Source organism: Lysinibacillus sp. LZ02, assembly GCF_050613145.1.
In the GTDB taxonomy this organism is placed as follows: Bacteria; Bacillota; Bacilli; order Bacillales_A; family Planococcaceae; genus Lysinibacillus_B.
In genome coordinates this window covers 1,886,182-1,910,218 of sequence record NZ_CP192507.1, presented here as the reverse complement: position 1 = coordinate 1,910,218, position 24,037 = coordinate 1,886,182, and the positions used below count along the sequence as shown (strand labels likewise).

The 24,037-nt window shown below is 38.2% G+C and carries 28 protein-coding genes and 1 riboswitch; of the genes, 7 read left to right on the top strand and 21 right to left on the bottom strand.

Features of this window, described 5'->3' with window-relative positions; all coding sequences use genetic code 11:
- Positions 1-111: 111 nt before the first annotated feature.
- From ACQQ2I_RS09320 to ACQQ2I_RS09280, 9 genes are all read right to left on the bottom strand, one after another.
- Complete coding sequence (locus tag ACQQ2I_RS09320) at positions 112-549, bottom strand: hypothetical protein (RefSeq protein WP_431030247.1); 438 nt, start codon at positions 547-549, stop codon at positions 112-114.
- 97 nt (positions 550-646) lie between these two features.
- Positions 647-1,186 carry a VUT family protein gene (locus ACQQ2I_RS09315; protein ID WP_431030246.1) on the bottom strand — a complete coding sequence of 180 codons (540 nt, stop codon included), beginning with the start codon at positions 1,184-1,186 and terminating at the stop codon, positions 647-649.
- Between the two features lie 25 nt (positions 1,187-1,211).
- Complete coding sequence (gene queC, locus ACQQ2I_RS09310; protein WP_431030484.1) at positions 1,212-1,928, bottom strand: 7-cyano-7-deazaguanine synthase QueC; 717 nt, start codon at positions 1,926-1,928, stop codon at positions 1,212-1,214.
- Positions 1,929-2,115: 187 nt separating this feature from the next.
- Complete coding sequence (gene queF / locus ACQQ2I_RS09305) at positions 2,116-2,616, bottom strand: preQ(1) synthase (RefSeq protein ID WP_391369785.1); 501 nt, start codon at positions 2,614-2,616, stop codon at positions 2,116-2,118.
- A gap of 126 nt (positions 2,617-2,742) precedes the next feature.
- A riboswitch (PreQ1 riboswitch) is annotated at positions 2,743-2,789 on the bottom strand.
- An 84-nt stretch (positions 2,790-2,873) separates the two neighbouring features.
- Positions 2,874-2,969: a cytochrome bd oxidase small subunit CydS gene (gene cydS / locus ACQQ2I_RS09300; RefSeq protein WP_431030483.1), complete on the bottom strand. Its 96-nt coding sequence runs from the start codon at positions 2,967-2,969 to the stop codon at positions 2,874-2,876.
- 13 nt (positions 2,970-2,982) lie between these two features.
- Positions 2,983-4,011: a cytochrome d ubiquinol oxidase subunit II gene (locus ACQQ2I_RS09295; RefSeq protein ID WP_431030245.1), complete on the bottom strand. Its 1,029-nt coding sequence runs from the start codon at positions 4,009-4,011 to the stop codon at positions 2,983-2,985.
- Positions 4,002-5,342 (bottom strand): cytochrome ubiquinol oxidase subunit I, encoded by a 1,341-nt coding sequence (locus tag ACQQ2I_RS09290; protein WP_431030244.1) that lies wholly within the window; start codon positions 5,340-5,342, stop codon positions 4,002-4,004. The genes ACQQ2I_RS09295 and ACQQ2I_RS09290 overlap by 10 nt, the downstream gene beginning before the upstream one ends.
- A gap of 115 nt (positions 5,343-5,457) precedes the next feature.
- Positions 5,458-6,234 carry a sulfite exporter TauE/SafE family protein gene (locus ACQQ2I_RS09285; RefSeq protein ID WP_431030243.1) on the bottom strand — a complete coding sequence of 259 codons (777 nt, stop codon included), beginning with the start codon at positions 6,232-6,234 and terminating at the stop codon, positions 5,458-5,460.
- A gap of 597 nt (positions 6,235-6,831) precedes the next feature.
- On the bottom strand, positions 6,832-7,341 hold the full coding sequence (locus tag ACQQ2I_RS09280; RefSeq protein WP_431030242.1) for a cysteine hydrolase family protein: 510 nt from the start codon (positions 7,339-7,341) through the stop codon (positions 6,832-6,834).
- A 234-nt stretch (positions 7,342-7,575) separates the two neighbouring features.
- On the opposite strand from ACQQ2I_RS09280, the gene ACQQ2I_RS09275 reads away from it, so the two are divergent.
- The 3 genes from ACQQ2I_RS09275 (at position 7,576) to ACQQ2I_RS09265 (ending at position 9,338) form a co-directional block, all read left to right on the top strand.
- Complete coding sequence (locus ACQQ2I_RS09275; RefSeq protein WP_431030241.1) at positions 7,576-8,160, top strand: CGNR zinc finger domain-containing protein; 585 nt, start codon at positions 7,576-7,578, stop codon at positions 8,158-8,160.
- A 121-nt stretch (positions 8,161-8,281) separates the two neighbouring features.
- Complete coding sequence (locus ACQQ2I_RS09270; RefSeq protein ID WP_431030240.1) at positions 8,282-8,836, top strand: HPP family protein; 555 nt, start codon at positions 8,282-8,284, stop codon at positions 8,834-8,836.
- 28 nt (positions 8,837-8,864) lie between these two features.
- Positions 8,865-9,338: a DinB family protein gene (locus tag ACQQ2I_RS09265; protein ID WP_431030239.1), complete on the top strand. Its 474-nt coding sequence runs from the start codon at positions 8,865-8,867 to the stop codon at positions 9,336-9,338.
- A gap of 280 nt (positions 9,339-9,618) precedes the next feature.
- Here the strand turns inward: ACQQ2I_RS09265 and ACQQ2I_RS09260 are convergent, their stop codons facing one another.
- Genes ACQQ2I_RS09260 through ACQQ2I_RS09235 form a run of 6 tightly spaced genes read right to left on the bottom strand, consistent with a single transcriptional unit; the run spans position 9,619 to position 14,863 of the window.
- Complete coding sequence (locus ACQQ2I_RS09260; protein WP_431030238.1) at positions 9,619-10,254, bottom strand: response regulator; 636 nt, start codon at positions 10,252-10,254, stop codon at positions 9,619-9,621.
- Positions 10,247-11,281 (bottom strand): ATP-binding protein, encoded by a 1,035-nt coding sequence (locus ACQQ2I_RS09255; RefSeq protein ID WP_431030237.1) that lies wholly within the window; start codon positions 11,279-11,281, stop codon positions 10,247-10,249. Before ACQQ2I_RS09255 ends, ACQQ2I_RS09260 begins: the two co-directional genes overlap by 8 nt.
- 3 nt (positions 11,282-11,284) lie before the next feature.
- Complete coding sequence (locus tag ACQQ2I_RS09250) at positions 11,285-11,650, bottom strand: rhodanese-like domain-containing protein (RefSeq protein WP_431030236.1); 366 nt, start codon at positions 11,648-11,650, stop codon at positions 11,285-11,287.
- A gap of 54 nt (positions 11,651-11,704) precedes the next feature.
- A complete protein-coding gene (locus ACQQ2I_RS09245) occupies positions 11,705-13,099 on the bottom strand; it encodes an MBL fold metallo-hydrolase (RefSeq protein ID WP_431030235.1) in 1,395 nt (464 codons plus the stop codon).
- A gap of 14 nt (positions 13,100-13,113) precedes the next feature.
- Positions 13,114-13,653, bottom strand: coding sequence for a hypothetical protein (locus tag ACQQ2I_RS09240; RefSeq protein ID WP_431030234.1), 540 nt, complete (start codon positions 13,651-13,653; stop codon positions 13,114-13,116).
- A gap of 16 nt (positions 13,654-13,669) precedes the next feature.
- On the bottom strand, positions 13,670-14,863 hold the full coding sequence (locus tag ACQQ2I_RS09235) for an FAD/NAD(P)-binding oxidoreductase (RefSeq protein WP_431030233.1): 1,194 nt from the start codon (positions 14,861-14,863) through the stop codon (positions 13,670-13,672).
- Positions 14,864-15,039: 176 nt separating this feature from the next.
- Between ACQQ2I_RS09235 and cydD the strand changes: the two genes are divergently transcribed.
- The 3 genes from cydD to ACQQ2I_RS09220 are packed head-to-tail and all read left to right on the top strand — an operon-like array spanning position 15,040 to position 19,014.
- Entirely contained in the window at positions 15,040-16,770 is a 1,731-nt protein-coding gene (gene cydD, locus ACQQ2I_RS09230) for a thiol reductant ABC exporter subunit CydD (protein ID WP_431030232.1), read from the top strand.
- A complete protein-coding gene (gene cydC / locus ACQQ2I_RS09225; protein WP_431030231.1) occupies positions 16,736-18,424 on the top strand; it encodes a thiol reductant ABC exporter subunit CydC in 1,689 nt (562 codons plus the stop codon). The genes cydD and cydC overlap by 35 nt, the downstream gene beginning before the upstream one ends.
- Positions 18,421-19,014: a class I SAM-dependent methyltransferase gene (locus ACQQ2I_RS09220; protein ID WP_431030230.1), complete on the top strand. Its 594-nt coding sequence runs from the start codon at positions 18,421-18,423 to the stop codon at positions 19,012-19,014. Before cydC ends, ACQQ2I_RS09220 begins: the two co-directional genes overlap by 4 nt.
- 143 nt (positions 19,015-19,157) lie before the next feature.
- Here the strand turns inward: ACQQ2I_RS09220 and ACQQ2I_RS09215 are convergent, their stop codons facing one another.
- Positions 19,158-19,700, bottom strand: coding sequence for a hypothetical protein (locus ACQQ2I_RS09215; RefSeq protein ID WP_431030229.1), 543 nt, complete (start codon positions 19,698-19,700; stop codon positions 19,158-19,160).
- A gap of 161 nt (positions 19,701-19,861) precedes the next feature.
- Between ACQQ2I_RS09215 and ACQQ2I_RS09210 the strand changes: the two genes are divergently transcribed.
- Positions 19,862-20,416, top strand: coding sequence for a GNAT family N-acetyltransferase (locus ACQQ2I_RS09210; RefSeq protein WP_431030228.1), 555 nt, complete (start codon positions 19,862-19,864; stop codon positions 20,414-20,416).
- 50 nt (positions 20,417-20,466) lie between these two features.
- Here ACQQ2I_RS09210 and ACQQ2I_RS09205 read toward each other — a convergent pair whose 3' ends face one another.
- The 5 genes from ACQQ2I_RS09205 to ACQQ2I_RS09185 form a co-directional block, all read right to left on the bottom strand.
- Entirely contained in the window at positions 20,467-21,252 is a 786-nt protein-coding gene (locus ACQQ2I_RS09205; RefSeq protein WP_431030227.1) for an ABC transporter permease subunit, read from the bottom strand.
- On the bottom strand, positions 21,249-22,130 hold the full coding sequence (locus ACQQ2I_RS09200) for an ABC transporter ATP-binding protein (RefSeq protein ID WP_431030226.1): 882 nt from the start codon (positions 22,128-22,130) through the stop codon (positions 21,249-21,251). The genes ACQQ2I_RS09205 and ACQQ2I_RS09200 overlap by 4 nt, the downstream gene beginning before the upstream one ends.
- A 10-nt stretch (positions 22,131-22,140) precedes the next feature.
- Positions 22,141-23,031 (bottom strand): ABC transporter ATP-binding protein, encoded by an 891-nt coding sequence (locus ACQQ2I_RS09195; RefSeq protein ID WP_431030225.1) that lies wholly within the window; start codon positions 23,029-23,031, stop codon positions 22,141-22,143.
- Positions 23,032-23,138: 107 nt separating this feature from the next.
- Entirely contained in the window at positions 23,139-23,471 is a 333-nt protein-coding gene (locus tag ACQQ2I_RS09190) for a DUF2500 domain-containing protein (protein ID WP_431030224.1), read from the bottom strand.
- Positions 23,472-23,513: 42 nt separating this feature from the next.
- The gene (locus ACQQ2I_RS09185; protein ID WP_431030223.1) at positions 23,514-23,831 is read right to left on the bottom strand and encodes a DUF3784 domain-containing protein; all 318 of its coding nucleotides are present in this window, start codon (positions 23,829-23,831) and stop codon (positions 23,514-23,516) included.
- Positions 23,832-24,037: the final 206 nt, after the last annotated feature.

The following is a 24,037-nucleotide window of genomic DNA, read 5'->3' as shown; positions in this document are numbered from 1 at the left end:
TTCTTCGAAGCAAAGTTGAACTAAATAGTGTAAAATAGCTTTTAATATACAAAACAGGAGCCACCCACTTATTGGATAGCTCCTAAATTTTTCGTATGACGAACGATCACCCTATGATGCCATTTTTTCGATTATTTTATAGTCTTTTGTTTTTTCGTAATTCACATTGTTTCTATCACAAAATGCAACTAAATCACGAAATATGCTTTCTGGTTTGAACAATGTTACACGAATAGGAAGTCCGCTCTGTATTTTAATAATAGCTATTTTTGATTGCCAATTTGCTCGTTTGAAAATAATCTTTTTAATGTCTAATCGTTGCACTTGTTTTTTGTAAATAGACATACCCAAAAAGTGAATGGTGTAAACTATATGATTTTCATTAATAATCAATGTGTATTTGATAAATGCTGTTAAAAAAATCAATGTAAAAATCGTTAAACTACTCCACTTCATCCAAGTATAATCCCAAGAAGTAATACTTGCAGCTAACGATAAGAACGCCATTGGTAAAATAATGTGACGTTGTGTAGTTGCTTTATATTTCAATATTTATCACCCCTTCCTTTATTATTATACAAATATTCTAAAAAACCTTTTATCTATACAAAAAAGAGAACTGGCAACCGCCAATTCCCTTCTATCCTTACTCTGCAATTAATTGCTTTTTCTTTATGACTAGTACTTGATTCAGCACAATGGCGCCAAGCGTTTGAATGACTGTTTTCACAATCACTTGCCCTACAATCGCTGCAGGAACAGCCTCCCACGGTAAAAAGTTAGCACCTAGCGGACTTAAGCCAATGATCACAAACACAACCGAATCAAGGAATCCACCAACAATCCCGCTATAAAACACACGCCACGCCATTGGTAGCTTTAAACGTGAATAAATTTCTGTATCCGCTGTTTCAGCAATGACAAACGAAATCGCTGACGCTGCAACAATCATCAATGTGTCACCTAATAAAAAGGACACGACTGCTGAGATGACAAGCGCTATACAAATAAAGGCATATGTTTTAGCTCTGCCGTATTTATTTTGGACTAAATCTCGGAAAATAAAAGTTGCTCCTACAAAAAGCGTACCCATTGGGACAATAAACATACCAAATTGTAACGGTGCAAACTTTGCCGTTACTACATTCGCAATCACAATGGATAATAAATAAAATAAGATTCGCATTTCTCTATATTCATTCCTTTATAATCTAATTATTCTGTTCAGCTACTTCTTTCAAATTTAAATACGTAGTAAGTCCTCTGTTTCGCAACTTACATGCCGGGCATTCGCCGCAACCATCTGCTTGGATGCCGTTATAACAAGTTAACGTTTTGGTACGAACAAATTCTAGTGCGCCCAACTCATCTGCAAGCGCCCATGTTTGTGCCTTATCTAACCACATCAGCGGTGTCTCGATGACAAAAGTATTATCCATCGATAAATTTAATGTGACATTGAGTGATTTGATAAATATATCGCGGCAATCCGGATAACCACTAAAATCTGTCTCACATACACCTGTCACGATATACTTCGCTCCCACTTGGCTCGCTAACACTCCTGCAAAAGAGAGGAAAAGAAGATTGCGTCCTGGCACAAAAGATGATGGGAGCTCTCCCTCTTCTCCGTCCTCCACTTCTATTTCCTGTCGTGTTAATGCACTCGGCGCAAGCTGATTGAGTAAAGACATATCCAGTATATGATGTTTCACGCCTAGTTCCTGTGCGATCTCTTTTGCACATTGGATTTCAAGCGCATGTCGTTGCCCATAATCAAACGTTACCGCCTCTACCTCTGCAAAACGCTCCATTGCCCAAAATAGACAAGTCGTACTATCCTGCCCACCGCTAAACACAACAACTGCTTTTTCTTGTTTCATATTGAAAACTCCCTTATAAACGAAGAGACAGCATCCTAAGAAAATGCTGTCTTTTCTTAGTTTTTAACTTGTTTTAGGGAGGTGAACTCCCTAAAACAAGTTAAGCCTCCGGCGGATGTCACGGATTCGGAATGGAGTTCTTAAGCAGAAGTCAACATAAAACCGAATCCGGACGCAATTACGCTGAGGCGTAATTGGTCGAGAGGGGGGCTAAAAACCTCTTCTATATTCATTATCGATTATCGATTTTTTCTGGATTTAGATCGTGGTTCATTAAACGATAGTGCGCCATTTCTTCATATTTCGTACCCGGTCTACCATAGTTACACCAAGGATCGATCGAAATACCTCCGCGCGGTGTGAATTTGCCCCATACTTCGATATAGCGTGGGTTTAGCAGTTTAATTAAATCATCCATAATGATATTCACACAATCCTCATGAAAATCGCCATGGTTGCGGAAGCTAAATAAATACAATTTTAATGATTTACTTTCCACAATTTTTTGATCTGGGATGTACGAAATGTACATTGTTGCAAAATCTGGCTGACTTGTAATCGGGCATAAGCTCGTAAACTCTGGGCAATTAAACTTCACAAAATAATCGCGGTTTGAATGTAAATTATCCACCGACTCTAATACTTCAGGAGCATAATCAAATGAATATTTCGTATTTTGATTTCCTAATAGTGTTAAATCCTTTAATCCTTCCTCATGGCTGCGACCAGACATAAAAAAACCTCCCTGTATATGTTTCCCTAAACACATCACAAAAGAGGCAGCATTCATCCATGTAATAAAAACTAAAGCGAACAAATAAAAAAGCCACGTCCGATATGGACATGGCGTAATAAGCATGCTTCCATAGTTTTTTATAGAGGGTATCAGCTATGAACCTCTCCCGTTCAAATGTCGGGAATATTCGTTTCTTTGATATAATACATAAAACAAAGGAATACGTCAAATACATTTTGAGAATCAAAAACTTATTACAAAAACCTCGTATTCAATGCAGCCATAAATGCTGCGGCAATCGACACAATCACTACTAAAATCGGTGCATAAAAGATTAAAAAATCGTGCATCATCTGACACTCCTTACACATGTGTTTCTTCTTTACCAGATACATAGTCTTTGTTAAAGACAAATAGCTTAAATACTAAATATAAAGAAGGTACAAGCAATACTAGGCCTGCGACAAATGCCACAACGAGTGCAATGGCCATCGCTTCATTCGTAAAACTATCGTGAATCGTTAAGTACGGATAAAGTAAATATGGATAGTGTGAAATCCCGTAGGCAAAGAATGCGATCGCAAACTGGACGATTAATAAAATGACGGCTAACCCATATTTTACTTTCGCCCATAATAGCCAAACTGTCGCTAAAAAGACAATGCCGGATAGTGCAAACAACCAGGATAAATCAACCATTTGGGCATAATGCCAATTCCCAAGTGCCTTTAACTCAATAATGATACCAAGTGCACTAACGATAAGCGGAATCGCCCAAATAAGCGCGTATTTACGCATCAATTCACTCGCTTTATGATCCCCTGCTTTTTGTGCGTACCATGTTAAAAAGACAGCGGAGATATACAGTACTGCAATAACACTTAATACAACGATGGACCAGGATAATGGACTTGTCAGCAATGCTTGATAGTCTAAAACAGGTTGACCCGCTTGCATCGTCACAAAGCCACCTTCAGAAATTGTTAAAATGACGGAAAATGCAGCTGGGATAAAAAGCCCGGACACCCCATAAGCAAGTGCATAGCCTTTATGTCCACTCACACCACTATAAGATTCAAAGGCATAGTAACTACCACGAATCGTTAGTAAAATAAGTGCAACGGAAGCCGGCACTAATAAAATCGTACCGTAGTAATAAGCGGTTTGTGGGAAGAATCCGACAATCCCGACAAAGAAAAAGACTAAAAAGACGTTCGTAATTTCCCATACCGGAGATAAATACCGCTTAATAATGTTGGAAAGAATATGGTCATTGCCACGCATTAAGCTATAGGCATTAAAAAATCCTGCGCCAAAATCAATCGATGCGACAATCACATAGCCAAATAAGAAGAGCCAAAGTACCGAAATACCTAGTATTTCTAATGCCATACAGAATCACCGCCTTGTCGTGCTGCTAATTCTTTTTCAACCGGGTTGTTTTTAAACATACGATGCAATACGACTAAACTACCGATTGCCAACACAAAGTACACAATCGCAAAGGCGACAAATAAATATTCTACGCCGGTAGCACCTGTCGCACCGTCTTCTGTTCGCATAATGCCATATAATATCCATGGTTGTCGTCCTAATTCCGCTAACCACCAGCCTGCTTCAATCGCTACAAGTGATAATGGACCACTTAAAACGATCAGCACACGGAACCATTTTGATTCAACCCACTGCCACTTTCTCCATTTCCCTACCAGATACGCAACTGAAAGGAAAATCATTAGCATACCAATTACCACCATGACATCAAAGAGATAGTGCGTAATAAGTGGTGGATGTTCGTCTTCTGGATATTGATCTAACCCAATCACTTCTGCATTGAAATCATTACTCGCTAAAAAGCTTAACATTTTAGGAATGCGGATTTCATACTTGATTTCCCCTTCATCTAGTACACCAAAGAGGATTAAATCTGCCCCTTCTTCTGTTTCAAAATGCCACTCTGCTGCGGCTAGCTTTTCTGGCTGATATTCAGCTAAATATTTTGCTGAAAAGTCACCAACTAATGCAGAAGCAATAGAGAAAATAACCCCTAATTTCATCATCATAAATAATGCTTTTTTGTGATACATATGGTCTTCGCCGCGCAATAGTTTATACGCTGCAATCGCCGCTAAAATAAAGGCGACCGTCATATAACTTGTTACGAGTACATGCCCGATTTTTGTCGGCATAGCTGGTGTGAACATCGCTAAAATCGGTTGGATATTGATGAGCTCGCCACCGACCATATCAAACCCTTGTGGTGCATTCATAAAGGCATTGACAATCGTAATAAAAACGGCTGACATCGATGCCCCTATCGCTACAGGAATGAGCAACAGCATATGATGTTTCGGATTCTTAAATCGATCCCATGTATATAAATAGATTCCTAAGAAAATCGCCTCAAAGAAGAATGCGAATGTTTCCATGAATAGCGGTAGTGCAATTACCTGCCCTGCTAATTCCATAAACTCTGGCCACAGTAGTGATAACTGTAAGCCGATGACCGTCCCTGTTACGACACCGACTGCGACTGTAATCGTAAAGCCACGTGCCCAACGTCTCGCCATCATCGTATAGTGCATATCATTTTTCTTATAGCCGACATATTGAGCAATTAAAATCATTAACGGCACACCTACACCGAGTGTTGCAAAAATAATATGGAAAGATAATGTTAATTCGGTTAATGCCCTACTCCAAAAGACAGTTGCCTGTTCCATCTGGATTCACTCCTAAACGCCAAATATTGTTGTAATTACTGCTACTAAAAAAACAGCTGAAATGGTGAAGCTTGTAATCATAAACCCTTTCGATTTTTCCATAACCAATCACCTCTTATAAAATGTCTAACCATGTTTTAATGGCTGTACCTAAAATTAATAGTGCTAAAATGGCTTGCAACGCTTTTGTATTGAGCTTGCCGCCAATCTTTGCACCAAGTGGAGCCGCAATGATACTTGCCACGATCATGACCGCTGCTGGTCCATAGTCGATTTGTCCTGTCATAATTTTGCCGACTGTTCCACCAATCGATGAAATAAACGTAATCGCTAAGCTTGTTGCAATCGTCATACGTGTTGGAATTTTCAATACAACAAGTAAAATAGGTACTAATAAAAAGCCACCCGCAGCTCCCACAATCCCCGAGCCAATCCCAACGATAAACGCTAAGATAGCTGCTAGTGGTTTACTAAATGTAAGTTGATCTAACGGCCTATCATCAATTTGTTTTTTCGGAATAAACATCATCACAGCGGCGATCAATGCCAAAACACCGTATACAATATTCACTGCCGCTTCTGATAACATGCTTGAACCAAAGCTACCAATAAAGCTACCTACTAAAATAGCCGTACCCATATAAAGAATAAGTGTTTTGTTTAAATATCCACTTTTACGATATGCCCATACCCCCGCAATGGATGCAAATAATACTTGAATGGCACTAATCCCGGACACTTCATGTGCGGTAAAGGCTGCTAACCCAAATAACGGAGGAATATACAGGAGCATCGGGTATTTAATAATGGATCCCCCTACACCAACCATCCCTGATACGAATGATCCAATAAAACCAATTAAAAATATGACGACGATGAATGCAAAATCCATCGTACCACCTTCCTTTTCCCTTATTTACTTTAAGTATAGAGAGTGCGCTGTTGCTAAAGTATAGGGGGAAGCCCCTATAATGCTAGAGAAAAAGGCGGATTTGTGTGTTTGGGTAATCAATGAAATGAGGAAAAGAGTTCATATGTAAAAAGCGATAAAGCCAAGTGCTTTATCGCTCCAGAAAAGGGTAAGAATGGATTATAAACTGTATATTGTTTACAAACTGTTTATGCTCCTATTATCATTCTTAGCATGCTTTATAAATATAGGGGTTTTCCCTTATCTTCTCGTATTATTCAAAAATATAATTATTACTTGACGATTTGTAAACAGCAACATTCGGGATTGTGTAAAATGTTAAAGAATTTTGCACAATTACATCAAGAAGGATTTTTTATTTCTTAAATTAATGTGTAGAGATAATAAAGTTTTTGAATTTTAAAGTTTAAAATTCAAAAACCACCTACAAGTGAATCTATTAGGTGGTTTTAAAGTTGTTTAAGAATAAATTTTATTTGTTATAGTCTTTCATTTAAAGGAATAATGAAGTTGTTTTTTTGCTGTTGAATCCTCGATTTAGGATTTTTAAATAATCATTCATTTATCTTTTATTAATTTTAAAAATCTATGGTTCCATATATTTTCATAAAAATCAATAGTCTCTTTTGCAGACATAAATGGATTATTCAAAGTAGAGGTTGCTTTTTGTACCATGAAATTTTCGTATCCCAATCCATGAGCAAATTTAATGGATGCATCCATACAGTACTCTGTTTGAGCACCGCAAAATTCAATACACTGCACATTTAATTGGTCTAAAAGTTTTTTTAAGTTCGTTTTGTAGAAAGAATTCGCATGCGTTTTCCTTACGAAAAAATCCTGTTCTTGAACATCTAGATTGGCATTAATCGCCCATGGTTCTTCATCAGGTACTAATTCTTCATCACAGTGTTGAACAAAAATGATTGGTTTTTGTAATTCTCTATATAAAGTAATTCTATCATTTACTTTAGTGAGTAAATTTTGTAAATCAAATAAATGATCTCCACCGTAACAAACACCATTTTGTAAATCTATAACGATTAAAACATCAGCACAAGTTGCCATTATTTTACCTCTTTCATTTTACAATACGCAAATAATTCTATCAATTAATGATGTATTATACAAGCAACAGAAAAAAGATGATATGAGTCTCTAATTTCATATTTTAAAAAACTATTTTATTTGTTAAATGACTTTATTATTCGTACACAATTAAATAAAGTATAATTAGCATATAGCCTATTTTTAATCGCTTAAGAGGTTAAAAAATATAATAATGAAATGAGCGATGATTGTATGCAAGAAACAAATAAATTCCCACTGTTATCTGGAAATATTTCATTAGATTTAGTAAATACTGAAGTAGTAAGATGGGGACAACGATATGATTTATTTTTGAATAACCAAGATATACTAGATTGGCTTTATGAGGTGAAAGAGGATAATTCATTTTGGGATGAGCAGCTGTTTATAAAAATTAAGGAGCGATTGAGTCAAGTAACATCAAATATTATAGAAATGCGAAAAATTATAAGAACGGAATTTGAGTCGATCGCAGACCTACATCACATTTCAAATAATTTTATCACTTTTTTAGAAAAGAAAATTGAAAAAGCACCGTTTACATATAAACTGATAGAACATAAATTAATTCCTTTTCCAATTGGAGAGATTGAGGATGTACTTTTATCATTGATTGCTTTTGATATATTAACTTTAATTGAAGAAAATAAACTCAGTTTTCTCAAGAGATGCTCAAACCCTGAGTGTGTCCTTTTATTTGTAGATATGAGTGGAAGACGTAAATGGTGTTCTATGAAAATATGTGGAAATCGAAAAAAAGTGGCAAAATTTCAGCATCGAAAATTAGAAGATAACTAAAGAATCAACTTTTTATAGTTGATTCTTTTATTTTCGGCGTTTTTAACTAACCTATAAAAACATATTTGACAGGTTAGTTTGTTGTATGTAGAATAAATTGTAAATAAAGGGAGGGATTCGAATGTATAGTGAAACGGCCATCAATCGTAAAGACAAAAAATTAGTCAGTATACGATACTTATCGAAAATGAAAGGAAAAGGAAGAAGTCCGTTACAAGTTAATGTAAAGGACTCCTTCACAGGATTAACCGGTGGATTTCTAACAATTATTACTTTAATTTATTTAACAAATTTAACATCTACTGAATGGTTAATGGCTCCGTTCGGTGCAAGTTGTGTGCTAGTATTTGCTGTTTGGAACGCACCACTATCACAACCTCGGAATGTAATAGGAGGTCATTTCGTATCAACATTCATTGGTTTACTTATGTATCATCTATTTGGGAATGAACCATGGTCAATTGCTTTTGCAGTTGGTTTAGCTATTGCCATGATGATACTATCGAAAACAACACACCCTCCTGCAGGGGCAGATCCACTTGTTGTTATGGTAGGGGCATATAGTTGGGATTATTTAATTTCTCCTGTTTTAATTGGCTCCATAATTATCGTGATTTTTGCATTGTTAATTAATAATCTACGTAATAACAGAAATTATCCAACATTTTGGATATAGATAAATTATCGGTATGGAAGGAAATTAAATGGAACACTATATTTTTAAACAATTGAGATTTGTTCGGAAAAATACACTAAGTCAAGTTGTAGGAATGAAAGATGAAGAATCATTGTTAATACCTAAGGAGTTCAATAATAATATCAAATGGAATTTAGGTCATATCTATGTGATACAGGAGAAGTTTGGTCTACAGATCATAGAGGAAGAATACCAATTACCCAATTATTTTATGGAATGGTTTGGTTCGGGTACAAGGCCTACCGAATGGGTGAATCAAGAATTGCCAACGATCCATGAATTAATTCAGTTACTTATAGATCAATTAGACAGAATAGAACAAAATTTAGAAGGTCGTTTAGATGATATGATACTCCCCTACACTACTTCTACAGGTCTTACCCTATCAACAGTGAAAGAATTAATTAGCTTTTGTCTATATCATGAAGGAATGCATTTTGATGCAATTAAATCAATCAAAAGGATGATTATCAATAATTAAAATACTAACCTTATGAAAACTAAGTTATCTTTACACTGGTAGAATAAAAAAATAGAATCTTATTGAGCTAACAAGGGCTTTAGTTGAATAACAATCTTCAACAGTCGGGCGCGATTGTGGAGCAACACTATTAGGAAATGATCTAACTTTTTTACAAACTAATATCTAGGTAAAAGCCGGTCTAATCACTCATTTTCAACCACTCACCAATATAAAAATAACAAAAAATCTGCCCACCTATTTTGAGGATGAGCAGATTTCCTTAGACAGCCCCCGCATACTACGTAATATATTTATTCGTAATACCGTATTGAATGAGTTCTGCCTTGCTTTTTAAATGTAGCTTTTGCATAATGTTGGCTTTATGATTTTCTACCGTTTTAGCACTAATAAATAGCTTGTCGGCAATTTGCATATTCGTAAATCCTAAAATCGTTAAGCGAACGATTTCTTGTTCACGTGTTGATAATATATCCGGGTTGTTTTTTCCTTTTTTCTTAAATAATTTTTCGATTTGTTCTTGTGGCAATCCGACTTCATAGTAGCGGCGTCCTGTATACACACTTTGAATTGCTTCATACATTTCGCCACCTTGGCTATTTTTTAAAATATAGCCATCTGCCCCAACTTCCATCGCCTGTTGAATATAAGCGATTTCATTATGCATCGTCAGCATAATGACTTTCGTTTCAGGTAAATTCTTTTTAATTTCCTTCGTAGCAGTAAAACCGTCTAAACCATTGGGAATAGAAATATCCATTAAAATGACATGCGGCTCTGTTTGGTAGGCAAGCTGGATTGCTTCTTCTCCGTCACTTGCCTCCCCTACAACTGTAATATCTGGATAATTCCCTAAAAGAAGCGCAATGCCCTTTCGTATTAAAACATGGTCATCAACGAGCAATATTTTAATCATGTTGTGGCCTCCATCTCGGGATAACAATATCAATACATGTACCTTGCCCTAGTTTGGACATAATCGTACAAGTACCGCCCAATTGATCGACCCGTTCTTCCATATGCTTAAGACCAAGCCCTGCATTTTGAATTTTCTCTCGTTCAAAGCCAACCCCGTTATCTTGGATGGTCATATAAATATGCGTATTGTCCTTTTTAATATGGATATGCACTTGAGTTGCTTTTGCATATTTAATAATATTATGCAAAGCTTCTTGTGTGATACGGTACAAGTTAATCTCGACTGCTGGGTCACACCGGTCAAGACCATGTGTCGTTAATTGAATATCCAAATCCGATCTATTTTTTTTAATCGCATCAATTGTCGCTTGAATGGTTGGCTCTAACCCTAATTGGTCTAAACTGTGCGGTCGTAATTGATGAGAGTACGCGTTAATGTCATTCATGACCTTTTGCAGTTCTGCACGTACCTCAGAAATATACTCATTCAACTGAGCATTATCTTGAACAAATGATTCAATTGCTTGCAGCGCGACAGATACGGAAAATAAGGATTGCCCGACACCGTCATGCAGTTCTTGTGCTAGCCGTTTATGTTCCGATTCTTTTGCTTCAATTAACGCTCGAATCATTTTTTTATTGATGGCCGCCTCTTGTGCTTTTTTAAATGTTTCTTGGTCACGTAACACAAGCAGATATTCCGTTTCCCCTGTATTTTCATTGGCATAAATGGCGGCTGTGCTCATTTCGACATCAATTTTTCTACCATGGTATGTCGGCATTTCCGATAAAAATGAAGGCACTTCATTGTTCGCAATTAAATAGCAAGTGGGCTCGCCCTGCTCTTTTTTTCGGGTCATACAATAGGAACAGTACGGTACGAAATCACCGTTCTGCCAACCCGTCAAGCGCTGTGCAGCAGGATTCATCATAATGATTTCCCTGCTTTCTTTCATAATAATAATGCCATCTTGAATATGCTCATAAATTTGCTGTAAATACTCATTTTGTAGGCGGGATTGCATACTTTACGCCTCCTTATAAATCATCCCTTTTACTTTACACGGTTTTTTCATCATCGTATAACTATTTACACTATACCCTTTTTTTCGTAAAAAGCGGCTAGCCATGTTTAAATCCATTTGACTTTCTACAAGCAGATGGATAGGGCGATGTTCGATTTCTGCATAAAAACGTGGCAAATAGCCATATGGGATATGCTTACTACCTTGAACTAAACAGCCTGCTGTATTGTAATCACGTACATCTAGTATTTGATATGTGTCATCTACTTGACGATACGGGATGGCTTTCACCTGTTTAATAGGGACAAGACGGATATAAAAAGTACGCGCTAAGACAACGATCACTACAGCGATTAGTAGAATTTTCATATAAAACCTCCAAAAGAGTGCCTCACGATAGAAGGCACTCTTTATCATCATTCATTATTTTACTTCTTTCACCCATTGGCCATAGCCGCCAGTCATATTAACTAAATTGTGGAAGCCTTTTGCTTTTAATACGCTCGCTGCAATGGCAGAACGACCACCTGCTTGACATTGAACAATAAGCTTTTTATTTGGTACTTCATCTAGACGATTTTTTAATGTACCAACCATAATGTGTTGTGCCCCTTCAATATGCCCTTCATTGTATTCTGTCAGATTACGCACATCTAATACCGCTACATCTTCTGCGTCCATCATCGCTTTTGCCTCTAAAGGTGTAACGTTTTCATATGAATCTAGTACATTCGCTTGCTGGGTCATCCCTTCTACATCTGCATAACCTAATACTTGGTCAATACCGATTGAGCGAAGTGCGATCAGCATATCATTCATCTGCGTAGGATCAACTAGTAAATATAAAGGTTCCTTGTAGTTCACAATCCAGCCCATCCAGTTTGTGAATGAGTTATTGAATGGCACGTTCATCGTTCCCTTAATATGTCCTTGTGAGAAGCTTTGTGCATCACGTGTATCTACTACTTGCTGTCCTGCTGCAATCAATCCTTCAATTTCTTCAACAGACGTAATGACTTGTAGCTCTGGTAAATTTTTAATTAACTCAATACCAATTTTATTCACTGATTTCATTACCGCAAAGTAGTAAGGTGGTTCTGGTTGACCGTCTAATAACGCGGTAACAAAGTCTGGCTCGTTGTCAAATTGCATTGCCCAGTTGAATTGTTTTTCGTAACCAACTGTTGTGGAAGGTACTGCACCAAGCGCTTTCCCACACGCACTACCTGCTCCGTGTGCTGGCCATACTTGTAAATAGTCTGGTAATTGCTTAAAGCGCTCAACCGATGTATACATCACTTTTGCCCCTGCATCCGCTGTACCTTGGATACCAGCTGCTTTTTCAAGTAAGTCTGGTCGACCAATATCACCAGCGAACACAAAGTCACCTGTAAAGATTCCAATCGGCTTATCTGCTGCTGCGCCATCTGTTAGCAGGAATGAAATCGATTCTGGTGTATGACCTGGCGTATGCATCACTTCAAAAGTGAGCTTACCAAGTTCAAATTTGTCACCATCTTTTAATAACACATGGTTAATACCTTCTAAATTTTGATATTTCCAGTTTTCATCGCCTTCATCTGAAATATACATTGTTGCACCGAAGCGGTCAGCTAATTCACGAGAACCTGCTACGAAATCGGCATGGATGTGCGTTTCTAATGCCCCAACGATTTTCATATTTTCTTTTTCAGCTACTTGGATATATGGCTCGATATTGCGCATTGGGTCAACAATTACTGCCTCCCCTTTTCGTTGACAACCTACCATGTAAGAAGCGTGTGCTAATTTTTCATCATAGAAATAACGTAATAACATAAAATTCTCTCCCTTTAATTTGTTTTTTTATTTAAAACCTGTAGTGTTGCTTGTACATATTTCAGTGACTTTTGAACACTCGGGTCTTTTAACCATTTCATAATCGTAAAGAGTTTGACTGGTTCTGTTGTTGCTTCTGCTTGTTGTTGAATTTCTTTTACTAGTGATAAGCCTTGCTTTCCTTTTTCTACAACGGGTTCTGTGTAAGATTGAATGCTGGCTGTTGCATAATCGATTGTTTGTTGATCTGCTAATACAGCGGTTGCAAAATCGAGTACATCCTCTAGCTGATTGATCATTTGTAAAAGCTTCGGTAATTTTTCTAGTAAGCCAACTAATGCCTCCACTGTTTCAAGATTGAGATTGTAGCTTCGTACGAGTTCATCATATTTTTGAATCGCTTGCTCATCTTGCAGTACCGCTTGACCAAAACTCACTACATTACCGATTGCTTGTAAGTTTTTTTCATAGGTCGGCAATTGCTGTAGTAATGATACGAGAGCGGCTTGAACATCTGGCTGCTTTAGTTGTTCTAGTAACGGATTCGTTTCCATCACATATGCCTCCTTTCTACATCGTTCCTTTGAGCATGCCGTCCCAGTACATGATCGGTAGTAAATCTTTTTTCATCATATACATGCTCGTACGTTCAACGGCTTGGTTAAATGGCATCGATTCTGCAGGCTCTTTTGTATAGTCGAACTCTGCTAAAATGAGCTTGTTGTAACCTGTGACGATTGGGCAAGATGAGTAACCGTCATACGTTTTATCCATTGTTTGGTTGCGCATGCTTGCGAGTATATTTTCGGCAACAACGGGCGCTTGCTTACGGATGGCTGCCCCTGTTTTAGATGTCGGTAAGTTTGCACAGTCGCCAATGCCAAATACGTTTGCATATTTTTTATGTTGTAATGTATACATATCTACATCTACCCAACCATTTTGGTCAGCTAATGGGCTATTTGCGATAAATTTCGGTGCATTCATATAAGGTGTGACGTGAATCATGTCATACTTCACTTCCTCTTTCGCACCCGTATCTAGATGTTCAAAGATGGCGATTTTTTCATCCGCTTTAATTTCGATTAAGTTACGGCGGAATCGTGCATCGATTTGTTTTCGTTCCACTACTTTTTCTAGTGCCTCACGGTATTTAAGTACATCGAAAATAGCTGGATTTGCTGAACCAAATACAACTTTTATATTTTGACGAACACCTGCTTTACGGAAGTAATCTTCAGCTATATGCATAATTTTTTGTGGTGCCCCTCCGCATTTTACAGGTGAATTCGGATGCGTAAATAAGGCTGTACCCGATTTTAAATTACGAATCGTTTCCCATGTATAATCTACATGTTCAAATGAATAATTACTGCAAACAGATTTTGTACCAAGTGCTTCTTTTAATCCTTTAATAGCGCCCCAGTTAATTTCAATACCGCCTGCTACAACTAAGTAATCGTACGTAAGAGCGGTTTTGTCTCCTAGGATGACTTCGTTTTGTTCAGGTTTAAATTCAAGTACCGGTTGTTGAACCCATACCGCTCCTTCTGGGATAACAGATTCCATCGAACGTTCAGAATCTTCTTTTTTAGCAGCCCCTCCGCCGACTAGCGTCCATAACGGCTGATAATAATGCTTTGATGCTGGATCTATAATGGCCACTTCATGGATGAGGCTTTGCGATTTTCTTAATAAGCGAGCGGCAACAGAAATACCAGCTGTTCCCCCACCAACAATGACGACTTTGAAAGAACTTTTCATGTTTCTTCCTTCTTTCTGCATTTTTGTGTTGTGAAACTTTACACTCTCATCATAGTGAAATCTACATTTCAAAAATATAGGGGTTTCCCCCTAAACAATGATTTGTTTTTTAGTGGAAAACCCCTAATTTTATTTAGTTTTGTCTATATTAATATAAGAAGAAAGGAGCTGATACGATGCATTCTTTACAAACATGGGCAGCGGTACATAAAGGGAAGTTGTTTCTCCTCTTTGTTTTATCTTTATTTTTAGGCGGCAGCATAGTCCTACAAGGCTATAGCATTGTGCAAATTGTTGACCTTGTATTTATAGAACAAAGCCCTTTTTCATTTACATTTCATTTTTTACTCTTATTATTTCTTGCCATTCTGTTACGCTTATTTACACAGTTTTGGCTCAATAGAATAGGCGGGACATTGGCCGAGCGTGTCAAAAATTCGATTCGCCAAACATTGCTTCAGCATTGGACACAAAATGCAATGGAAGCGCAAATGACGACACAAACAGGTGAAAAGGTGACCTTGTTAATTGATACCGTAGACCAATTAGAAAGTTACTACCGGGAATATATCCCGCAGGTCATCAAAACAACCGTCGTACCACTCATTGTGTTAATCGCGGTGTTTATGACACATGCGGCAAGTGGCTGGATTATGCTCATTACAGCCCCTTTTATTCCACTAACGTATATCATCATCGGCATGCAAACAAAGGCAAAATCAGAAGAACAATTAGTAGCGATGAATCGATTTTCCGGAAAGTTCCTAGATTTACTGCAAGGACTTCAAACGATTCGCCTTTTTGGACAAAGCGAGAAACAAGAACAAGTGCTAGCAGAAAGCAATAAAGGGTTTATGGAACGTACATTATCCGTTTTGAAAATCGCTTTTGCTTCTACCTTATTTATTGAATTGATTACGACATTAGGGGTCGGATTAGTTGCGCTAGAAATTGGCTTTCAAATGATTGTCTTTCAGTCGCTCACTTTTGCGCCTGCATTTTTTGTTTTAACGTTAGCACCTGAGTACTACAATGCCTTAAAAGAACTCGGCGCAGCCTTTCATACAGGTCGAGGCAGTTTAGGAGCGGTTGCCATTATTGAAGAGGCCATACAAACAACCGCAACACCCGTGCGTTGGGGCAAGGAGCCGATTGAAGATAAGCCACAGCTGTCCTTACAAAATGCAACGTACCAATATGAAAATGGACCGCTGATTGGACCGATTTCTCTTGATGTGAAACCTGGGGAAATGATTGCTTTAATCGGCCCTACTGGTCACGGTAAAACAACGATTTTAAATATGCTTTCAAGTATGGTGGAATTATCTAGCGGTGCGGTTTTACTGGGCGGTAAGCCGCGAACACAAGTGGCAGAACAGGATTGGTATCGTCAAATGAGCTATATTTCGCAACATCCATATGTGTTTGCGGGTACGCTTCGAGACAATATTCGTATGGGGCTTTCCGCTACTGATGAAGCAATTTATGAAGCGTTGCGTAAAGCACAACTCACATCCTGGCTCGAAACATTACCTGAACAGTTAGACACAAATATCGGTGAAGGTGGACGAGGATTATCAGGTGGGGAAAAACAGCGTGTCGCTATTGCACGTGCTTTTTTAAAAAACCCAGCGATTTTATTTTTCGATGAACCAACTGCAGGGCTTGATGTGTTAACAGAGCAGTTGTTAACAGAAGCGATGTATACATTTCGTCAGCAGGCAACCGTCATCACAGTAGCACACCGATTCGAGAGCATTCAGCACGCCGATACATTATATATTATTGAACATGGCCAAGTTAGCGCGAGCGGCACACATGCACAATTAGCATCTCACCCGTTTTACGAATATATGAAGAAAAGAGGTACGTATGATGAAAGCACTTATTCAGATGATTTTACATGATAAAAAAGATGTGCTGCTTGCAATGACTGCTGGTACAATTAGCGGACTTACCGCAGTAGCATTATTTGCACAAAGTGGCTTTCTCATTTCAAAAGCGGCGCTCATGCCTCCTTTTTATATCATTTTAATTTTGACGGCATTTTTAAAGCTTTTCGGTGTTGCCAAATCAGCTAGTAAATATGCCGAACGCTATATTTCACACCGTGTTACATTTCGCTTTATGAGTGCTGTACGCATGCGCTTTTTTAAAAAGCTAGTACCGCAAACGAACTTATTGCATGCATATAAAAGTGGAGATTTATTAAACCGGATTACGAGTGACGTGGATTTATTGCAACATTTTTTCTTACGCGTCGTCTATCCGCCATTTATTGCGTTATTTGTTTTTTTCGCAACGATTCTTTTTACGCTGTGGTTTTCACCGTGGCTAGCATTAATTTTAATGATTGGCTTTATGTTCACAAGTATAATCGTCCCAGCCATCTTGATTTACCAAAAATCGAATACAGCTGTGCCGGTCAAAAATGCATTTACAAATGAAGCAACAGAATATTTATACGGTTATCGTGATTTACAGCTACATCACCAATTAGCAACGAAGGAACAGTCATTACAAATTATCAGTACAGATTATTCACGACTAAAAAAACAAGAGCTCAATCGCGAACAAAGCGCTCATTTTTGGAATCAGTTCATTGCTTTATTAACGGCGTTTTTCATCGTCAGTGTAGGGGCCTATTTCGTTTCCATCGGTGCTTTAGATGGTCTATACCTTGCAATGTTAGTACTAGTCGCATTAACAGTGTTTGAATCCGCTATTCCACTTGCGATACTACCTAGTCATTATAAAAATGCGCAAAAAGCGACCGCGAGATTAGATGCGATTGCGCCACCCGCTCCCCCTACTGAGCGCATGCCATTAGTAAGGAAGAAGCCACTAAACATTACCTGTGAAAATGTATGTTATTCATATCAAAATACGTTACATTCAGCTGTTTTACATGTCAATTGTACGATTGCTGCTGGCGAAAAAGTGGCGATTGTCGGCCCAAGCGGCTCTGGTAAGTCGACATTATTCCAACTGCTAATTCATGAGCTCAAGCCAATTAATGGGGAAATTTTTATAAATGAGCAGCCGATGCGATTGATTGATGAGCAGGAACTTTGGGCACAAATGAGTATTCAATTACAGCATAATCACTTTTTCTCTGGCACCATTCAAGAAAATTTACTGCTGGCAAAACCAACTGCGACAGACGAAGAACTACAGCAAGTACTCAACCAAGTATTTATTACAAAACCATTATCTGCTATTGTATATGAAAAAGGCGGCAATTTATCAGGCGGCGAAAAACAACGCCTTGCCTTTGCTCGTGTACTATTAAAAAATAGTGACTTATGGCTGTTAGATGAACCATTCACGAGTATAGATGCTCAAACCGAGGCGCATTTATTTAACACTTTACTTACGAAAGGAAAAGATAAAACAATTGTGCTAATTACACATAAGCTAACCGATTTAGCAAAAATGGACCGCATCTTCGTGATGAATAACGGTACACTAGCAGAAAGTGGCACATTTGAACAATTGCTTACACAGCGCGGCCTTTTTCACACGATGTATATGCAACAAATACGAGGTGATAAAAAATGAATACATGGGATCAACGCTTTAAACAACAGGAATATGTATACGGAACGGAAGCAAATGAATTTATACGAGAACAGGCTTCCCGTTTTCCAACGGGCTCTACGATTGCCGCATATGCGGAAGGAGAAGGACGCAACGCAGTATATGTAGCTTCCCTTGGGCACAATGTTACAGCTTATGACTATGCACAATCGGGATTAGATAAGACAGAGGCATTAGCAAAAGCACAAAATGTACATGTACAAACGAAGCTTGTTGATTTAATCGAAGAACCATTACTGACAGAAAAATATGACGGGGCTATTATGGTCTTTGGGCATTTTCCAAAAGAAAAGCAATATGCTGTACTCGATAAAATAATAGCATCGTTAAAGCCTGGAGGCATCTTTATGTTCGAAGTATATGAAGATCAACAGCTTGCTTACGGTACAGGTGGTCCAAAAGATGTGGAGTGGCTTTATAATGGCCGCGATGTACTCGCTTGGGCACAACAATTTAACTTAGTGCACTTCTTTATAGGTGAAGCAACACGCCATGAAGGTCAACTGCACACTGGTAAATGCTATGTTGTGCAAGTCGTGGTGAAAAAGTGAGGTACCTTTATAATAGAGGGTGAATTAAAAGGATGAGTACTCTGCTCATCCTTTTAATTTTGTTGTGGTTTACACGATGGGGTTACTTAGGTCTGTTGGTTTTGACTGGATAGCCTTGCTTTTTGCTCAATCCAGATTATTCATCATTCCACCACTTCAAAAATGACCTTTGCCTCTAGCTGATATTTTTCTCCTTGCGCCCCTTCGATGACAAAGTCCGTTCGCCCGTTAATTTCATATTGTCCTACTGGGAACTCCAACGTACTCATTTGCTCTAGCACATCCTCTGTATATGGATTCCCTTCCATGTCCTCATGATATGAGCCACCTGAAAAATGGTAAGGCTCAATTAACACCTCGCCCTTTCGCATCGGCGTAACAATATACGGCTCATTCATCGCCGCGCCAAATTGATAATCCTTTGTCAAATTTGTCGTTTCAAGCCAAATCCAAGACCCACCATGACCTATCTGGACGGCCTCTTCCTCTCCTTCATATACTAATTCAGCCCGCACATCTACCTTCTCCCCTACTTGATACTGTGCCTTTTCACTCACTAGCCGTAGCGTAAACGGTGCTTCTTTTACCTCCTGTGTTGTTACATTCTCTACTTTTCCCGTATTCATAGATTCCGTTCCACATGCCGTTAGCAATATCAGTAGCAAAATACTATATAACCATTTCATTCCATACACCTCCGTTTCTAGATTAGACGAATGAAAAAGAAATACGTTACAAAGTCCGTGTAGGCTTAATAGTCTCCTAACAGTTCTTGAATTTTTAGCATAAAAAATGATAGACTATATCCCAACAAACAATAGTATTTTAGTATAAAGGGGACAGCAGCATGCAGATTGAAATTCGCCGGTTGCGGGCAAATGATATGGAGGAATTAATGTCATTTTTTCGCACCGTCTCTATTGATACATTCGAAAAAAATGGCATTAGTCATTTAACAGACGACTTAGAAGATGAATTGCATACGAAAGAACGCTATTTACAAGAGGATTTATATACAAATGGGCAACAACGCTATTTTCTATTAGCCATTCATGAAGGAAAAATTGTCGGTACAATCGGCCTTTATAAAGCAAATTCTTTTGTCGTAGAGCTAACAAAAGGCGACGTGCAGGGTATGGATGAGGTTGGGACAATTTATATTTTACCGAGCTATCAAAATAAAGGGTTAAGCACACTACTTATTAAGGCAATGATGCTAACTTTAAAGGCGAACGGTATTACGCAATTTTGTTTGGATAGTGGTTTTGCGACTGCACAAGCAGTATGGCTGAAAAAATTTGGTCAACCCACTTATTTATTTGAGCACTGTTGGGGAGAAGAGGCACATCATATGGTTTGGATTATTCAAACAAACTATGTTCCTGTGACGTTTACGTTATAAACTTTTAAAAAGGAGAAAACACATGTCAATCTCGTGTTTTCTCCTTTCTTTTATAAAGGTAAATCCTTTCGCTTAAATACTTCTACACTCGCACTAAATAAAACAATACCCACTAACGCTAAAATACCGAACTTCCACCATTCTGGGTTGCCCGCCACAATAGACTTTGTATCGAATAACGCATTGATCGTTACATATTTTACATTTTCAAGACTTGCATCCACCGTACTCACGATCTGACATAAGAAAAATGCCAGTGGAATCCCTGCACCAAATGCTAGTGAATTTTTCGATAAGTTAAATAGACTCGAAAAGAAGAAAGAAATCCCACTAGTTGCAAACATCAGTAAAAATAAACCGACATTCAACAGTAAAAAGTCATTAATCACCACATCCGCATCGGTTTGAAAAAGTTGGATTGCGAATACGCCAACGATTGTTTCCAACAAAATCATAGCAAATAATGCGACGACAAGATAGATTGCCTGTGTCAGTACAATCGTGACACGTTTTGTTGGCGTAGACAGTAAATACGCCATTGAACCTCTATCGACCTGCGCAGCAATTAAACTATTGGCCGTCATAATGACAAAAATTAATGGAAAGATAACGCCATGAATCGAATAATAGGTTTGAGCAAGCATACCAAGGAATGAGGTTTGCGTTAACATGTTCTCTAACGGCGTTCCTTTTACTAAATTCTCCATACCCGTTAACGTGCTACTATCAAAAAAAGTGACAAATATCAGCTGTAACGCACAAAGCACGATTGTAAAAATGAGCCATAGCTTTCGATTATTTTTCATTGTTTGTTTAAAAATCGTTGGATTGATCATTTGGCTACCTCCCTATAGTGCTGATCAAAATAGGCTTCGAGTGTCGGCCTTTGTTCTGTTACATCAGCTACTTCATAATTACCTAAGCATTGTAAAAAAGGATTCAGTTCCTGCGCGGCAACTTCCACCGTTACGCTAGACGTTTCTGACGCTATCACGGTGAATTGTTCCGTTTGAAATTTTTGTGCATCTGTGACATTCGCAAATTGAATTGTAAACTGTTGCTTTTGCTGATGAAGAATTTGTGCGGTATTGACAATTTCTGTGATGCGTCCTTGTTTAATCATCGCTACCCTATCACAAACCTCCTCCACCTCATTAAAAAGGTGCGTCGACATAAAAATGGTCTTTCCTTTTGCTTTTTCCATTTTAATGATGTCTAAAAATGCCGCTCTCATCAGTGGATCTAGTCCTGTTGTTGGCTCATCCAACAGTAAAACCGCCGGATTATGCATTAAGCTCGCGACAATCGCTGTTTTTTGCTTCATCCCCTTCGACATTCGCTTTAAATTAGCAGAAGGATCTAGCTGTAATTTTTCTATTAACTGCTTGGCATAGTCTAAATTCGTGAGTCCTACTAGCTCCGCCTGTTGCTGCAAAAATGCCCAGCCCGTTTTGGCATCTGGAAAGGCTATTTCCCCGGGAATATAACCGACTATTTGCTTCACCGCGGCTGCCTCATGCCAACAGTTCAGACCGTTAATTTCACAATGTCCTTTTTGCGGTCTTAAAAAGCCCATTAAATGACGAATTGTCGTTGTCTTCCCTGCACCATTTGTCCCGACAAAGCCAAAAACTTCCCCTTCTTGAATATCAAACGAGAGATCAAAAATTCCTGTACCACCATAATCTTTTGTCAACTGATTCACCTTAATCATTTGAATCCCCCTAGCGTTCATAAAACTTCATAAAATAGCTTTCTAGGTGGAAAGGTATTTCATGAATTTTTTCAATTTGGTGTGAAGCGAGCCGCTGGATAAATGATGTTAGATGCTGGCGAGGCACAGAAACCAGCATTTCTGTTCCGTTTATTTCCTCAATGGAAGCCACCTCTTTTAGGTGATTTTGCAACTGCGCTAACGCTTCTTGATTTTGCATTTGTAGTTTAAATTTCTTCGGCAATGTCTCTTTTAATTGCGCGACATCAAACGTAGCTACAACAACACCATCTTTAATAATGGCAATATCATCACAAGTTGCCTCCACCTCTGAGAACATGTGACTAGACAGCAAAATCGTTTTTCCACGCGCCTTTTCCTTTTGGATAAACTGTATAAAGCGCTTTTGCATAATCGGATCTAGCCCACTCGTTGGCTCATCCAACACTAAAATGGCTGGATCATGCATAAAAGCTACCACGATCGCTAATTTACGCTTTACCCCTAACGACATCCGCTTAATAGCGCCCTGACAATCTAGATCGAAATAATCAAGTAACTCATGTAAATAATCCTCTGTCTCCATGCCACGTAATTTTTTCATCATTTGAATAAACGCCGTTCCCGTTAAATGCTCTGGTAAAGCAATTTCGCCCGGCAAATAGCCTAAGTTTTGCTGAATTTGACTGGCGTATGTCCAACTATCTAGTTGATTTACGCGCACTGTTCCTTTTTGCGGTTTCGAAAACCCCATAATATGCCGAATTGCCGTCGTCTTCCCTGCGCCATTCGGTCCTAAAAAGCCAAACACACTGCCCTCCTGTACATCAAAGGACACATCAAAAATTCCACGCCCATGCCCGTAATCTTTCGTTACATCCTTTAGTGAAATGACACCCATTGCCATCCCCTCCTACTATACAATTTCAACCTATGTAGCAATTAGTACATATTCATTACGCTAGTTTATTCCAAAAGAAAAGCATAGAGAACAAGCGCTCTCTATACTTACTTTTGGCGCTCAAACGATACATAACGTGTTCCTTGGAAGGACAATAAACCAAGATCTTGCTCCACTAACATCCCGTATTCGCTACCATCTACTTTCAGCTCCATACGGTCTCCGCTTTGTACTTCAAATGTTACGTAATATGTTGTATACGAGTGATCCCCTTGAACCTGCGTACGTTTCGAAACGACCTTTGCTGGTACAGTTAGTAAAGGCGCCTGACTATTTTTAATCCCCTGTTTTACATTCGAAAAAATGGTATACAATATGAATCCAAATACAATAATCATAAAAATTGGCACAATATTAAACATCATATCCCCGAAAAACATATACACGTCCCCTTCTCTCTTTACTACGCGTTAAAACTTCCGTTATTTCTTAAACCGGTTGCCCGTATTCCCATATACAATGGTAAAAATCGTTAATGCGATAAATAACACAAGCCCAACGATAAAAAGCCACTGCTGATTGATTAGCTCACTCAATCCCCATAACATGATGCTGAAGCAATAACCGTACATGACCTTGCCCATAAATTTGGCAAGTGCCACTTCATCATACTTAGCTTTTTCACTTTTCGGTAACGTATTATATCCTGCGATTAAAAAGGCTCCCTTTCCTTTCGATAAGACAATCGCAAAGATTAGAAACAAAATTAAAATGATAATATAAATGATTGCAGCATCCATCGTATACCTCTGACCTCCTTCTTCTCTACTATTAATATGTAGAAAAAGAATCATGTGACCTATTTCTATTATACATGAATTGGAAAAGGGCAGGATATATAAACGATAAATGAATAAAACCCTTCCTATTTTGAACGAATTTCAAAGAAAAACAGCCTAACAATTTATAATGCTAGACTGTATACTTTGCAAATATATAAGTTTAT